The 13900-nt window shown below is 60.8% G+C and carries 14 protein-coding genes and 2 pseudogenes; 6 read left to right on the top strand and 10 right to left on the bottom strand.

Going from position 1 to position 13900, the window contains the following annotated elements:
* Positions 1-87 precede the first annotated feature (87 nt).
* Both AC07XB_RS36770 and AC07XB_RS36775 read left to right on the top strand, forming a co-directional pair.
* Positions 88-738 (top strand): imm11 family protein, encoded by a 651-nt coding sequence (locus tag AC07XB_RS36770; RefSeq protein WP_492832641.1) that lies wholly within the window; start codon positions 88-90, stop codon positions 736-738.
* Positions 739-977: 239 nt separating this feature from the next.
* Positions 978-1523, top strand: a complete 546-nt coding sequence (locus AC07XB_RS36775) for a hypothetical protein (RefSeq protein ID WP_492832639.1) — start codon at positions 978-980, stop codon at positions 1521-1523.
* A gap of 559 nt (positions 1524-2082) precedes the next feature.
* Here the strand turns inward: AC07XB_RS36775 and AC07XB_RS36780 are convergent.
* Positions 2083-2947: pseudogene (locus AC07XB_RS36780) on the bottom strand (helix-hairpin-helix domain-containing protein); the annotation flags it as partial.
* A gap of 46 nt (positions 2948-2993) precedes the next feature.
* On the opposite strand from AC07XB_RS36780, the gene AC07XB_RS36785 reads away from it, so the two are divergent.
* From AC07XB_RS36785 to AC07XB_RS36795, 3 genes are all read left to right on the top strand, one after another.
* Positions 2994-3248 (top strand): hypothetical protein, encoded by a 255-nt coding sequence (locus AC07XB_RS36785; protein ID WP_492832637.1) that lies wholly within the window; start codon positions 2994-2996, stop codon positions 3246-3248.
* A gap of 344 nt (positions 3249-3592) precedes the next feature.
* Positions 3593-5569 (top strand): acid phosphatase, encoded by a 1977-nt coding sequence (locus AC07XB_RS36790; RefSeq protein ID WP_494752829.1) that lies wholly within the window; start codon positions 3593-3595, stop codon positions 5567-5569.
* Between the two features lie 36 nt (positions 5570-5605).
* Positions 5606-6196, top strand: a complete 591-nt coding sequence (locus tag AC07XB_RS36795; protein ID WP_492832633.1) for a DEAD/DEAH box helicase — start codon at positions 5606-5608, stop codon at positions 6194-6196.
* A gap of 403 nt (positions 6197-6599) precedes the next feature.
* Here the strand turns inward: AC07XB_RS36795 and AC07XB_RS36800 are convergent.
* The 6 genes and pseudogenes from AC07XB_RS36800 to AC07XB_RS36825 all read right to left on the bottom strand — a co-directional run.
* Positions 6600-6774 (bottom strand): annotated as a pseudogene (locus AC07XB_RS36800) (ISNCY family transposase); the annotation flags it as partial.
* Between the two features lie 123 nt (positions 6775-6897).
* Positions 6898-7179 (bottom strand): hypothetical protein, encoded by a 282-nt coding sequence (locus AC07XB_RS36805; protein WP_492832631.1) that lies wholly within the window; start codon positions 7177-7179, stop codon positions 6898-6900.
* On the bottom strand, positions 7176-7949 hold the full coding sequence (locus tag AC07XB_RS36810) for a DUF6884 domain-containing protein (RefSeq protein WP_494752830.1): 774 nt from the start codon (positions 7947-7949) through the stop codon (positions 7176-7178). Before AC07XB_RS36810 ends, AC07XB_RS36805 begins: the two co-directional genes overlap by 4 nt.
* A 77-nt stretch (positions 7950-8026) precedes the next feature.
* Complete coding sequence (locus tag AC07XB_RS36815) at positions 8027-8500, bottom strand: hypothetical protein (protein WP_492832629.1); 474 nt, start codon at positions 8498-8500, stop codon at positions 8027-8029.
* Positions 8501-8611: 111 nt separating this feature from the next.
* Positions 8612-9343 (bottom strand): MotA/TolQ/ExbB proton channel family protein, encoded by a 732-nt coding sequence (locus AC07XB_RS36820; protein ID WP_492832627.1) that lies wholly within the window; start codon positions 9341-9343, stop codon positions 8612-8614.
* 1119 nt (positions 9344-10462) lie between these two features.
* Positions 10463-10708, bottom strand: coding sequence for a hypothetical protein (locus AC07XB_RS36825; protein WP_492832625.1), 246 nt, complete (start codon positions 10706-10708; stop codon positions 10463-10465).
* A 26-nt stretch (positions 10709-10734) separates the two neighbouring features.
* Between AC07XB_RS36825 and AC07XB_RS36830 the strand changes: the two genes are divergently transcribed.
* Entirely contained in the window at positions 10735-11016 is a 282-nt protein-coding gene (locus tag AC07XB_RS36830) for a hypothetical protein (RefSeq protein ID WP_492832623.1), read from the top strand.
* Between the two features lie 271 nt (positions 11017-11287).
* Here AC07XB_RS36830 and AC07XB_RS36835 read toward each other — a convergent pair whose 3' ends face one another.
* From AC07XB_RS36835 to AC07XB_RS36845, 3 genes are all read right to left on the bottom strand, one after another.
* Positions 11288-11827, bottom strand: a complete 540-nt coding sequence (locus tag AC07XB_RS36835; RefSeq protein ID WP_492832622.1) for a TlpA disulfide reductase family protein — start codon at positions 11825-11827, stop codon at positions 11288-11290.
* Positions 11817-12860, bottom strand: coding sequence for a transporter (locus AC07XB_RS36840; protein WP_492832620.1), 1044 nt, complete (start codon positions 12858-12860; stop codon positions 11817-11819). Before AC07XB_RS36840 ends, AC07XB_RS36835 begins: the two co-directional genes overlap by 11 nt.
* Positions 12861-12951: 91 nt before the next feature.
* On the bottom strand, positions 12952-13335 hold the full coding sequence (locus AC07XB_RS36845; protein WP_494752831.1) for a DUF2946 family protein: 384 nt from the start codon (positions 13333-13335) through the stop codon (positions 12952-12954).
* Between the last annotated feature and the right edge of the window lie 565 nt (positions 13336-13900).

Consider the following 13900-nt stretch of genomic DNA (forward strand, 5'->3'; position numbering starts at 1 on the left):
CGATATTACAGGACTTCTGATGTTCCGATGGTGGTAGATTCACGGTGACTTATTTTCGACACCGCCATTTTCAATGGAAGTATGAACATGCCTTACCTGATCAACGACAACGTAAACGATGGCAGTGCGGTGACTAAACAATTCGACCCCGAAATCGATGGTCGTCTTGAAGCGCGTCTATCTATCGGTACGTCGATCACGCCAGACGAGCGAGCCGCGATCCCCCGCGTGTTGAGGGTGAGGGAGCGGCGGCGTGGCGGGATTCCTGCGATCTTGGGCTGGAGTGGTGGCCCTTTCATCATTTGCGAGCGCTTGCGCGACATCCTGGAAGAACTGGAACCCAGACGGCATGACTTCGTGCCGATCGAGATTCGTAGCTTGGACTCGGGACCCAATGAAAAGGTGTTCGGCACCTACTACCTGATCCTGTGTCCGGTGCGACTCGACGCCGTGATCGTTGAGGAGACTACTTTCACCAAAAGATTTGGCCGAGAAGGCTATGAACGTGGCGCACAAATAGCTACGAAGGACGATGCGCAGTGCGTGCTTGATCAGGATGTCATCGAGGGTCATCACTTCTGGCAACTGCCACGGGATTACGGCCAAACACGGAGCCACCCAGACCGCTGTATCCCCAGCTACTTCTGCTCGGACGAGCTATGGAGGCACATCAGGGCAGAGAAGATGGACGGCTGGGCCACCGAGAAGAAGTGCATTGCCAAACGCAGAGGAGCATGATGGACGCACGTGTCCGAGGCCCAGCGTGCCGTTTCAGCGATACTCCATCGAATCGAACTCGTCAGAACGCACTGCGGTGGGACTATCGGTTTTTCCGATCTTACAGGATTCCCGATGTTCCAATGGTGCCAGCCTTACGGTGATTAATTTCCGACACGCCGCACAAAAAAGAGAAATGATATAGATTATTGTGATGAGCCCAATTTTGTCAGACATGGCACGTTCAATGCGAGAGATAGATGAAAGTAAATCGTACGTATCTATTAGAGGTAACCGCCTTTTTTAAAAACTGGCAGAGTCTTGTGGTTATTAGCGTTAGCGTGCTGATTGGACTATTTTGCCCGGATGATATCTTGGATGAATATTATGGTCTTAAATATTTTGTGATGGAGGTATCAAAATCGTTCCCGGTAATTGAAAATTATGCCGCGAAGTCCGAATTCCCACAGGTTTCTGCGCTCTACTTCTCGCTGGTTGGCCTTTTGACTCCTCTCCTTTTGTTTTGGGTGATAAGGAATCGAGATATTTGGAGTGAGAGATTGCTAGAGAAAAAGAGGGCTCGCCCGTTTTCGTGGATGCTGTCAGTGACCGTCCTCAGTGCAATCGCATCATTTGGGTTGTTGTTTAGCTATCTTTATAACCCAGGATACGATTTTCAAGTTGCTCCGGTAAATAGTTCAAGGGTGGCTCTCTCATTATTTGGCTGGCTCTTGGTCGGAGGTGCGAGTTTCATGGTGTTGGGTTTTGTTGTTATTAATCTTTTGTTGATAAAATCGAGAAAATAGGGGTTCGAATGTCAATCACTATCACACCGACGGACGTAACTGGCGATAGCGTATCTCGTGGAGGGTGGGCGGGTTATAACGGAGTACATTAATAGTCATCCGTTTCATGCCGACGGACTAACGATGGCGTCCCAGGTGTGACCTACGGTACTGATGGTGCGCACATCCCAGGGCGTCCATCGGTTCAGACGTTGTGTTACCTGGGGTTACTGTTCATGCCGACGACGGTAGAGTCACGATCGACTGGGGAAACTGGGGATATCTTGGAGTTGACGACCAAGCCTGGTGCCATATGGGCGGTTAGACAGTCGCAGAGACCGGCTTCAGCGTGCTAGGGGGCGCTTCAGAATTCGGAAATTAAAGTACGCTAGGTTGACGGAAGACCCACCAGACGCCGGTCACCGGGCGGCGAAGGCCTGATCCATCAGGCGTGCGCGCTCGACTTCGTCACGTTGGAGATAGATGAAGGTGATGGCCATCGAAGCATGGCGGAGATTGTCGCGGACGGTGGTCAGCTCCGCGCTACGGGCTAGGGCGTGCGAGGCGTGGGCATGCCGCAAATTGCTTCGCCTTCGCTAGGCGCCGCCAGTGATGGTAGCTCTTCCGGCACGTCGGCTGGCCTTAACAGCTCCTTGTCTGGCACCGCAGGCCAAGGCCTGCCAGAGCGCATTGCGTCGGTGGCCAGCGAAGGCATGCAACGTGTCGCCGGCGGCCAGGACCTGCACATCATGCCTATCCAAGTTTGCGCGGCGGGCAAGGTCGGTCGTCCACGAGAATGGGTGCGCGGTGCGTGCCTCCTCAATGTGCTGCGCCGCTTCCGCAAGCATCCCGGGAAGCAGCGAGAGACTGAGCCGAACCGCTCACGGCTTCTTGTCGACGGCTACCAGTGACGCGTGCCAGCCGCTGATTGTGATGGACACTGGCCGCAGTTCGACACTGTGGCGTTTGCCATCCTGCACGAGCTGCGAAGGCGAGTAAAACCGCATCGGCTGGCGGTTGAGCATCACGCAGAGGAACACCGCCGGCGCACGGCATTTCAGCCATGCGCTGGCGTAGACCAACAGCGCAAAGCTGGCCGCGCGGCTCTCCGGGAAGCCGTATTAGCCGAAGCCCTGGATCTGCCGGAAGGTGCTCTCGGCAAACTTGCGTTCGTACTCGCGTTCCAGCATGCCGGAGACGATGCAATCGTGCCCACCCTTACGCTTCCAAGCCGCCATGGCCCGACGCACCTGGCCCGCCTCGCCGGCCGAGAAGCCGGCCGCGAGGATGGCCACCTGCATCACCTGTTCCTGGAAAATAGGCGCGCCGAGCGTGCGCGACAGCGCCCGTTCCATTTCCGGACTCGGATAGGTTACGGGTTCCTTGCCTTGCCGGCGCCGCAAGTGCGGGCGGACCAAGCCTCCTTGCACCGGCCCCGGTCGCACGCAGGAAGCCGCGGCGGAACTCAAGCGGCAACAAGGCACGCAGGATTTGGCCAAGGCCGGTCAGCGCGAGCGGCTGACGACGTTGACCGCACCCGTGGCCGGCACGGTGCAGCAATTTTCCACGCATACGGAAGGCAGCGTGGTCACAGAGGCGCAACCCATCATGGTGATCGTACCCGATGGGGCTCAAGTGACGGCCGAGTTAATGCTGGAGAACAAGGATATTGACTTCATCAATACCAACCAGGAAGCCACGATCAGGCTGGGCGATCGCGAAATGAGACTTTCGCTGCAATGTTAGGTGTGGGGGAGAATATGGGCTTTGCTATTCCCTACCAGCAGAAGACAAGAAGCGCAATTAACCGCCAAAATTAAATCCCGTCAGTGATTCCTTCAATAGGGGCAGTTCTGCTTGGAGGCGCTTCTGGCAACCAACCAATCATTGCTGGCAGTCAATGTCATCAAAGATCCAACTGAATTTAGCTAGCAGGGGTCAACGGCGATGACCTCAGTCGACGGAGCTGAGACGAAGCCGTTCCCATTGCACACTGCACCATAGAAGTGCATTAGGAGTCATAAGCGGTTCACAAAGACTGTGTAGCATCCCGCGGATCCCAATGTCCCGGGCCCCTGTGCCCGCTTCTCATGTTTCCTCCAAGTTCCCTCCGTGTCCTAACCGCCGCGCTGATCGGCGCCATGCTGCTGACCGCCTGCGGCGGTGGCGACGATGCTCCCGCGACTTCCGCGCTAGCACAGCCGTTGTCGATACCGGCGGCACCCAAGGACCTGGGCTTCGCCGACTCCGCACCGCTGGCCGACCAGGCCGCCGTGCTGCCCTTCGTGGACTACGCCTACACCAACCAGCGCGGCGACGCGCGCTACGCTACCAAAGAGACCAATGCCGGCGTGCGCGTGCTGAGCGGCTTCCTGGATTTGTGGAAACCCTCCACCCTGATCGTCGACGCAGGCGTCACGGCGCCCGCCAACGGCAGCTTCCCCGCAGTGGTGGCATCCAGCTGGACCGGCATCCCGGGTGACAGTACCGACGGCACCATCCTCAACGCCAGCGTGCTCGGTGCCAACATCCAGTACGTGGCCAATGTGACCGCACAGCGCACCGCCGCGCAGGAACTGGCTGCCTACCTGGACGACCGTCGTAACAAGGGGTACAGCGTCAGCGACGGCCTGGGCCCGCTGACGGCCACCTGGCAGTCGGCCGCGCAACAGACCACCACCATCACCAGCATCGCGAGCGACGCCACCACCGTGCTGTACAACGACGGCGGCAACAACGTCGGCGTGGGTGGCAGCACCAACACCAGCTTCGGCACCGTGGTGGACTTTGTCAGCAACATCGGCGAGAACGGCTCCACGGAGCCAGCCAAGCGCTTCTACAAATACGCGCGGCCGTGGCGCTGGAGCAGCAGTGTCAACGTCGTCCCCGCGCTGGTGCCGGCCAAGAGCGCCACGCCCGCCACCGATGGCGGCTTCACCAGCGGCCACACCGCGGAAGCCGTGCGTGACGCCATCGCCATGGCCTATGCCGTACCGGAGCGCTTCCAGGAAATGGTCTCACGCGGTCTGGAACTGGGCGAGAACCGCATCGTCGCGGGCATGCACTCGCCGCTGGACGTGGTCAGTGGCCGCATGCTCGGCCAAGCTACCGCCGCGGCTAGCATCGCCACCGGCGCTAACGCTGCGCGCAAGATCGCCGCTTATGACCAGGCCCATAGCACGCTGATGGCCGCGACCAAGGCTGATACGAAGTTGGCCTTCAACGACTTCGCGCATTCCGGCACCACGGCCACCGACCGCTTCGCGGACTACGCCACCAACAAGGCCAACTACAACCGCCGCATGACTTTTGGCTTCGCGCAGATCGCCGATACCACCAAGCCGGCGGTGGTCCCCAAGAGCGCCGAGGTGCTGCTGGAAACGCGCCTGCCTTACCTGGATGCCAACCAGCGCCGCGTGGTATTGAAGACCACCGCGATGCCGTCGGGCTATCCTGTGATGGACGACGCAGAGGGCTGGGGACGTATCAACCTGTTCGCCGCGGCTGATGGCTACGGTGCCTTCAACGGCGACGTGGTGGTCAACATGGATGCATCTCTGGGCGGCTTCAATGCGCTCGACACTTGGCGCAATGACATTACAGGTGCGGGCAAGCTGAACAAGCAGGGCAGCGGCACGCTGCGTCTGGGTGGTACCAATAGCTACTCCGGCGGCACGCAGGTATCGGCCGGCATGCTGCAGGCAGTCTCGGCCACCGCATTCGGCAAGGGCGACGTCTATCTCGGCGGCGGCACGCTGGCTTCCAGCGCCGACGCGCAACTGGTGATCGCCGGCGCGTTCACACAGCTGCCCAACTCCGCACTGCAATTGGACGTGGGCAGCGGCGGCGCCGGCCGTCTCGCGGTCAGCGGCATTGCTACCGTGGCCGGTGGCACGCTGGCGGTGAACTTCCGCAGTGGCTTCCGCCCGTCGGTGGGGGACACTATCAGCCTGCTCTCCAGTAGCAGCCTGAAGGGGCAGTTCACCACCATCTCAGTGCCGGGCTACAAGACCACGGCCATCTACACGGGTACGGGTTTGTCGGTACGGATCGACGGGACGCTCTGATGTTGTGACGACGAGTGCCGCCTTCGGGCGGCTTTCTTGCTTTCCCGTGACGTGTCCATGCCGGTGGTCAAGATCGAGCAGGATCAATTCTGCACGTTGACCAAGGTGCAGACGGCTCTGTATGAATCGGTGGTACAGGAAGGGTTGCGATCCATCGCGGGAGAATCCGACACGTTCAAGCGCCAAGGTTTGGTGTTGCAGATGATGCTGGCACTGAAGCAGATCTGCAATCATCCCGCGCTATTTCTGAAACAGGGGCAGGCCGATGCAGCGATGTCTGGCAAGGCCGAGCGATTTCTTGAGCTCATTGACGATCTCCACGCCAGCCATGAAAAAGTGCCGGTGTTCACCCAGTTTCGTGAGATGGGTGACTTGCTATGCCGTTGGTTGCAACAGCGATACGGCCGGGATCCGCTATTTCTCCATGGCGATGTCCCGCGGGCCAGGCGGGATGCGATGGTCGACCGATTCCAGAGCAACCGAACCGAACGGGTGTTCATCCTATCGCTCAAGGCCGGCGGGACCGGGCTGAACCTGACCGCGGCCTCCAATGTCATCCATTACGACCTCTGGTGGAATCCTGCCGTCAAAGCGCAGGCTACGGACAGGGCCTATCGTATTGACTAGCAGCGCAACGTTCAGGCTCACCGCTTCGTCACGCGCGCGACGTTTGAAGAACGTATCAACGACATGCTTCGAGCGATGCGGGAACTGGCCGAATTGGTGGTTGGTACTGGCGAACAGTGGATCGGCAATCTAGGCGGGGAAGACCTCAAGGCGCTGTTTAGCCTGGCGAAACGTTGAGAGAGCATTGACTCGACGCTTCTCGCTTCGTACCGCAAGGGAGTCGTGATATCACACGGCGACCGCAACGGAGCGCCTAGTGACATGTGACATGGCAAGCGCTGGTTGAGGCGCTGGAGAGTCAGTTACAGGAGTCGCGTACCCAATTCTCGATGGCACTGGACCGTGTCGCTGCGCTACAACGTACAGATCGCAGCGGGAGCGTGTCACCATCGTTGAGCAGTCCGATACCATGGCGCTCGCGCAGCTTCTCGCAGGCCAGGGTCCTGCCGAAGTCGGCATAGTCGTCGCGAATCAGGCCGAGTGCCCGCGCCGCAAGGCCCGGCGGCGCGCCATTGCGCTAGCAGGCCCGCTTTCGTTGCCTGGACCACCTTGAAGCGGTCAACTTCGCCCAGACTCATGGTGATCAACCCTCGATCCTTCACGGCGCGCTCCCGTCCAACCCAGGCGCTACCGGTATAGGTCTGTCCAGAGGACATTCTGATTTGGCCTTCACATTGCAATGTCTAGGCTTGGCTCAAATGTCACAGGGGGGGCAGATAGCGCCCGTCAAGCATTTCTTCTATCGCCTGCTGGCGATCTCCGTCCTCAGGTTCGGGGGGGCACTCCAGCAGGTTTGTATCTGCACAGAAACGCATGATTTCCAACAGCAACACTTCGCGCCGGGGCGGTGGGAAATGCAGGCGTCTGGCTTTGGTCCAGTAGCGGTAGCCGCGATGGGTGAGAGCAAGCAGGGCGTCGGGTGCGCCGTCGAGGTTGGCAGCGAGGGCCTTGGCTTCCAACTGCAGGGGAATGGTGATAGTCATTGGTTCAGCTGGAGATTCGTCAGGGCAATCCAACGGGAAGCAATGTGTGCGCGGTTTCCCATTCCTTCCTCGACATCGGCTTCGGCGGTCAGGCCACTCGGTCCTTGGAAAAGGGCCCGGATGGTCGCCCAACGGGGCGCGATGCCCGGCAGGTGTCGGTAGGCGTGAATGACGCGCTCGCCCACCGTGAAGGGCCCAGCGCGGCGGAAGTAGGGCAGCCCGTTGGGAAAGCGCCCGATCTCATCGGAGAGTTCATTGGTTAGGCCGTCCAGATACCGGCCGAGCTGGGAGCGCTGCATCCCGACGCCGCCGCCGGATTCCGTGATCGTCAGTGCGCTGCCAACACCAGCCTGACGGGCCCGCCGCTCCACGGCTGCGCGCATCAGCCGACGGTAGTGCATGCCGCCGGCGAGAAAGACCGGGCCGACCTGGTCGGGCCATGCCGCGCCGGCCATCGCCGTCGACAGGTCGGAGAGCATGATCTGCGCGCGATCGGCGGTCATACGGAGATCGTAAGGGGCAATCTCGGCGTCCGGTTGGATAAGGCCATGCTGGGCCGAGCGGATGATGACCTGGGGCTGCGCATCGGCTCGCACGTGCGCGTGAAACGTTTCATACACGACGCCGCAATACAGATCTATGGCGGGGGCGGGGCGGTTGAGTTTCGTTGCGGAGCAGGCCATAAGCACCAACGGGCGAGCCATTGAGTGTGCGACGGATCCGCAAGCGAGCTCGTCGAAGAGGTTGAGTTGGGGGGAGTGAGCCCGCATCGGAAGCACCTGGGTGATGAACGTGCATCCAACTTACCCAGGCGGGGATAAAGTCAAGGTCGGTTCGTCGAAGCCCGTCAAATGTCGCGGCCGGCGCGTTTGGTATTGCGTGCACCGACAATCGAGGCTTCGCTGCGCGTCGCCAGCTCCGGAATTGGCACCTGCATCAGGTTGCGAGCGGCCTCGCGTATCGCGCTGGTGAGGCACTCACGTTTGCCAGCCAGGTCAAGACTCCCATGATCTCGGATCAAGCGGGTCGCGTTGAAGCGCCAAGCGGGAAGCCGTGCGGTGGCTCCGGCCTCGGGTGCCGCGCTGATGCCGACGGTCGCGTGGCACACACGGCCCATCCCTAACTGTACCGTATCGTAGTGAATCACCAGTACGATATCCGCCGCACTGAAGAAGCGATCGAACTCCGTCGAAATCAGATCCTGCACGACAGCGCCGGGGTTACCCGCAGGCTCGTCCCCGTAGGCGATGACGCTGAGAGCCGACGCGGGCGAGGCAGAGAAGGTGAGGGCGGCGCCGATCGCGGCGATGGCGCTACGCATGTGTTTGTTCTCCTGACAGATGAGGGTCCTTCGGCTTTAAAGCCTGGAACCTTGAGCGTTGAGTCTGTCAGGCGTGGCCATGATGCTTCCTTCCTACGTCAAATCTGACGCTCAGTTCTTGACGGCCAGGTGCACAGACGTGTCGTTGGCACGAGTACCCGGGGTCGTGGGGCGCACGTGGGTGCCGGTCACGAAGTAGGTGTGCAGGTCGTGCGCAAAGCGGTTGAGCTTGTTGATGACGCCCTTGTTGCCTCGGCTCAGCGCGTTGTAGCCAAGTACGGCCGGGATGGCCACTGCCAGACCGAAGGCGGTCATGATCAGTGCTTCGCCCACGGGGCCGGCCACCTTGTCGATCGTCGGTATGCCCAAGGCGCCGATGCTGATCAGAGCGTGATAGATGCCCCACACGGTGCCGAACAGGCCGACGAACGGAGCCGTCGAACCCACCGAAGCCAGCACCGCCAGGCCCGACTGCATGCGTGCCACGGCCTCGTCAATTGCGCTCTTGAGTGAGCGGGTCAGCCAGTCGGAGATGTCGAGGGCATCGCGCAGTTGCGTCTCGCTAGCGCGATGGTGCTGCGCGGCTTCGCGGCCGGTTATGGCCAGCGTGCGAAACGGGTTGGCATCGTTGGCGCCGAGCGTGTCGAGTGCGTGATCGAAATCCTCTGAGTGCCAGAAGCGCTTCTCTGCACCATTTGCCATCTTCCGCAGACGAAGCAGATCCAAAGCCTTGGTGATAATCACGATCCATGACAGCACCGACATGATCAGTAGAATGATGGCGGTCGCGCGAATGACGAAATCGCCTTGCGCCCAGAGGTGGGGAAGTCCGAGATCCTGCATGGCTGCTCCTGGCGAATGTCAGTGTTCGGGAAGTTACAGACGGAATCCGGCAATCAGTTCAACTCGAAGCTGATCGGCTGCTGTGCAGTTCTGCCACGGCAGAGTCGTTCTCCAGATCCGGGGAGGGGGGGCGACACATCGATTACCCACGTCTGCGCCTGGGTGGAGACGGCGAGCGCCGACGCGGCGCCGGCCGCAATGGCTTGGAGCGGGATTGGGACATTGCAATACCTCTGACGGCCTGGAAGTGTCGCGCGGGGACCTCTGAGCCCGCACCATTGCACTACGCTAACTCTCCACCAGACAGAGGGGGGCCACGGCTACAGGGCCGTAGCGAAATGATGGGGACTATGTACCGCGTGGCGAGCAGTGGGTGGTGCCAGCGCCTGGTACAGGCAATCAGCAGCCAGAAGCCTGGCAAAGGCATCGCCACCGCGGCAGCGGCAAAAGCCAGGCATTGCAGGCAGACATGAGCGCCCGGCCCGCACTGATCGGTGTCGGCGGGCGCCGCGCACGGATTGCCCTGCAGATGCACGTGAATATGTGACAACGCGTGAACAGCGCCACAGGCCTGCCCGAGGAGCAGGAAGAGGCTGAGAAGGAGGGCAAGCGAGCGTCGCGACATCGAGGGCTGCAGAAATGACGGTAGACGCTCAAGAGGCGTCAAAACGCTTTTTGCAACAGTGTTGCGAGTTTGCCACCTAACAACGCCCTTCGCAAGATCCAGTACGGCGCTAGCTATTCTTGCATGCATCCAGCGGCACTCGCTGGCGTCAAAGATGGCGCCGACCGGTCATATATATCGTAGATTCAGGATTCCGGCCCATCCGCGAACACCAAAGAGTACAGGGAGTAGCCTACACGGCACTCTTGTCCGCTTGCGCGCGGTAATACTAGCTTCTAGGCTTTAAAAGCGGGTTGCCTACTGACAGGCTTTCGTTTCCGTTCACCGGGCAACCGCGTTACCCGGATCCGGGCTCGGGAATCAATCAAGGAATTTGCGCCATGGTCGACTGCACTCTGCAACACCCCACCAATCATTCTCACCAGCACGGATCTCAATGCGGACACGTCGCCGTGCGCCATGAGGGACATGTTGACTATCTGCATGACGGGCACCTACACAATATGCACGGCGATCACATCGATGAGCACGTGCTCGCCATAAGCGACACCAACCCTGATCGGTGCACCCCCGGCCACCATTGTGGCGCCCATGACCCGAATCACAAGCACGGCCCGGGCTGTGGCCATGAGGCCGTACCACACGGCGACCATGTGGACTATTTGGTTGGCAACCACCTGCATCACCCGCATGGGGATCACTGTGATGACCACGGTCCATTGACGCTTGCTTGACGTCACAGCACGAAAGTTTGCCCGGCAACATCATGATGACGAAACATACCGCGTCCCTGCTTCTGGCTTTGTCATTGGCGGCACTAGCTCTCTCTCCCGACTTCGTCGCCCAGGATTTCCCCACAGGCAACATCGATGCCATGCACCTTGATCAAGTCAACCTTCAGCGCACGGCACCTCGACTCGCCACTGCCGACGAAGTCAAGCAGGATATGGCGCGAAACCAGACAATGACGGTGGCGCGAGCTGGCGGCAGGGGAAGGAGCCATCCGCGAGCACAGGACGATAGGGCGAGCACTCCGGCGGCGCACTAGGGGTCAGGATACCTTCCGCAGGCCGGCAAATGCTCGACCATAGCAGGACGCTGCCCTGGCAGGTGTCAGTGCTGGAGGGCCGCCGTTCGGGAATGCGTGCCGCTTCTCAGCCAACTTGCTCGACGTTCATGGAAACCTCGCGCAGCTTTGGCGCTCCTTCTTGGCGGCCCCATTTTGGGGAGGCACTCCTGTGGAAATCTGATCGGCCGCGAATCGGAATGCCAAGCACTCCGCCCGCGATGCATGTCGCCCAAGGCTCTGCTCTGTCCAGTTACCGCTTCAGCAGAGGCGTGACCACCTGCTCCAGCCGCTCGGCTGTCCAGGCCGGAGTGGCATCATCCCAGCCGTTATCGGCGAGCATCCCCGCGCGGTCGATGGTGAAGTTCACCGGAAGGCGCCAGACCCGGCCATAGCCGCCCGCGTAGGCGCTACCCAGCAGCCCTACCGGAAAGGCGAGGCTGGCGGCCATCTTGCGCACGTCGGCGAGCGAGTCCGGCGTGTCCAGGCTGAAGCCGAGCACGATCAGCCCTTCACCGGCGTGAGCCGCCGCATAGGCCGACAAGACAGGAAGCTCTGTGTGGCATGGGCCGCACCACGTCGCCCAGAACGTGAGTACTACTACCTGGCCATGCATGTCCCGCGTATCGATGGTGCGCCCGTCGAGCGTGCGCAGCACCAGCGGTGGCGCGGGCCGCCCCACCGCCAGACTCTCCGCGCTCGCCGATGTGTGCCAGCCTGCAAGAGACGGTCCGCAGGCAAGAGCGGCGGCCTTCCGGATCCAGTCGCGACGAGACGAGAGGTCAGAACGCATAGGACACCCCCAAGTTGCCAGTCCAGCGAGGGAAGAGTTGATACCCCTGGAGATTGCTATAGATTGCCTTTTGCAGAAAGGCGTACATGCGCACGTGCTCGCTCACGGCGACGGTGACCCCCGGGCTCAGGTAGAGCACGCTACCTCCAGTACTGATGGTATCGGCAAGTGCGCCCTGGTCTGCGCTCTTGCGAGTGAAATTGAACTGTAGTTGGGGCACCACCTTTGGGTTGGCTACATAGCGCAGGCCGGTGCTCACAGTCAGGAGATTGCCGGGACGATAGTCCGCATTGAAGTCGTGCAGCCGTTGCATCATCGCCGCCTGGAATTGGCCATTGATGAAGGCGTCGAAATTCTGGCTGACCGGCTGGTAATAGTACGCGCCAAGAATCAGGTCGGTGCTGCCGGTACCGGGCTGCAGGCTGGCGTCGAGCGCCTGGCCCGCAGCCGCATTCGGGCCTGACGAGAAAAACACCGGGCGGCGCCCCACGGTGGCGCCGGTGGCGACATTCTGGCCTCCGTAGGCGCCAGTGGGCAGCTTCACGCCAAGTTGCACACCGAGGTTTCGGGTGGGCAGGAAACCCTGGTAGGTGCCGATGAGCTTGATATCGCCCAGGCCACTGGCCGTCACACCACTCACGTTGTCCGGCGTGAGCTGGTCGGAGGTCGCGTTGCCGTACGTGGTGTGGCTGCGGTCGATGATGGGGACGATAGTGCTAAAGCTCCAACTACTATTCGGGCTGTAGCTCAGGCCCAGGTTGTAGTAACGGTTGATTGTCTGCTTCTCCACCTCCTGGTTGCCGCCGGCGTCGTTGATTGCGGCAGCCTGCGTGGCGGGGACGGATCCTGTCCCATGGCGCAGTTGGTTCTGGTTGATGAAGCTGTAGTCAAAGCTGATACGCCAGCCCGGCATTGTGGAGTAGCCCATGGCGGCATCGGCGCTGAGTGAGCAGCCGCAGGTGGCGCAGGCGAACGCAAACGAGGGAAGCAGCGACACGGCACCTGCGGCGCCGGCGCGAAGGATCGGATTCATGGTGTTCAGGGCGATACGGGGGCGGACCGGTGGTCCGCCCGTGGCATGGGGGCGCGCTGTGTGGAGCGCGTGGGCGATCAAGCGAAGCCGATCATGCCAAGGGCGGCGCTCGGGCCGTCGCGCGAAGAATGCCTGGAGGCCGATAGGCATCCGGCCGTAACACCGGCCGCACAAGGCCAAGCTGTCTCAGATGAGGCTGAAAGACAAGGGGCACGTGCGGTATTGCAACGGTGCTGCCGAGATCCGCGCAGACCAGGCAGCAGAGGGAATCGTCGAGGCTCTGGTGATTGCCAGGGGCGTCCTGATCGAGGGACGTTTGATCGTCTACCGAGACGACACGTATGCCGCTCGCACTGCAGATCGAGTGATCTATCATTCCCCCGGCCGCCTGCCCGTGGGCCATCGGCGGCCATGGCGAGTGCAACGCCATGCCCAGCAGCGCGAGCCAGAAGACGAGCCGATGGGGGAAGGACATGTTGCACCGTGAAAATGTGTGGCTGATTATCGTGGCGAGCCGCCGCCTGAAAGGACGATTTGGGCTTGATTCAGCTAGACCGGGATGTGACACCGAGTCGCACCCACTGCCGCCGGATCGGCATTTGCGCCGGATGTCGCAAGCGGCCCCCGTCCATTCATATTGTCAGCTTACGCCGCATCTCCCTGCACTCTGTACGCTACGCCACTCTTTTCGTGAGGATCAGTGCGCCATGCCGTTGGTATGCGTCGGGAGACCGGCAGGTATCCGATATCCGATCATTGGCGCGCGGGCATCCGACTGACGAGCACTGCCACGCAGATGATTGCCCCCATGAAGAGACATTCTTCCAGCAGTATTCTGCGCACAAATCGCAGCTTTGGGTCGTACTCTCCCCATTGAATCCGCTCTAGGGTGTAAGCACCCCGGGGAATACCCGCTCCGGCCGATGAGCCGCCGTTGGCCGGCACGGCGGCTGACGGCTCTTTCCGACCGAGGGTGTGTGAAAACGTCTCGATCACCTAGACTGGATCAACGCATTCAGATTGGGGGACCGAATGAAGCG

Source organism: Cupriavidus sp. GW821-FHT02F09, assembly GCF_059421605.1.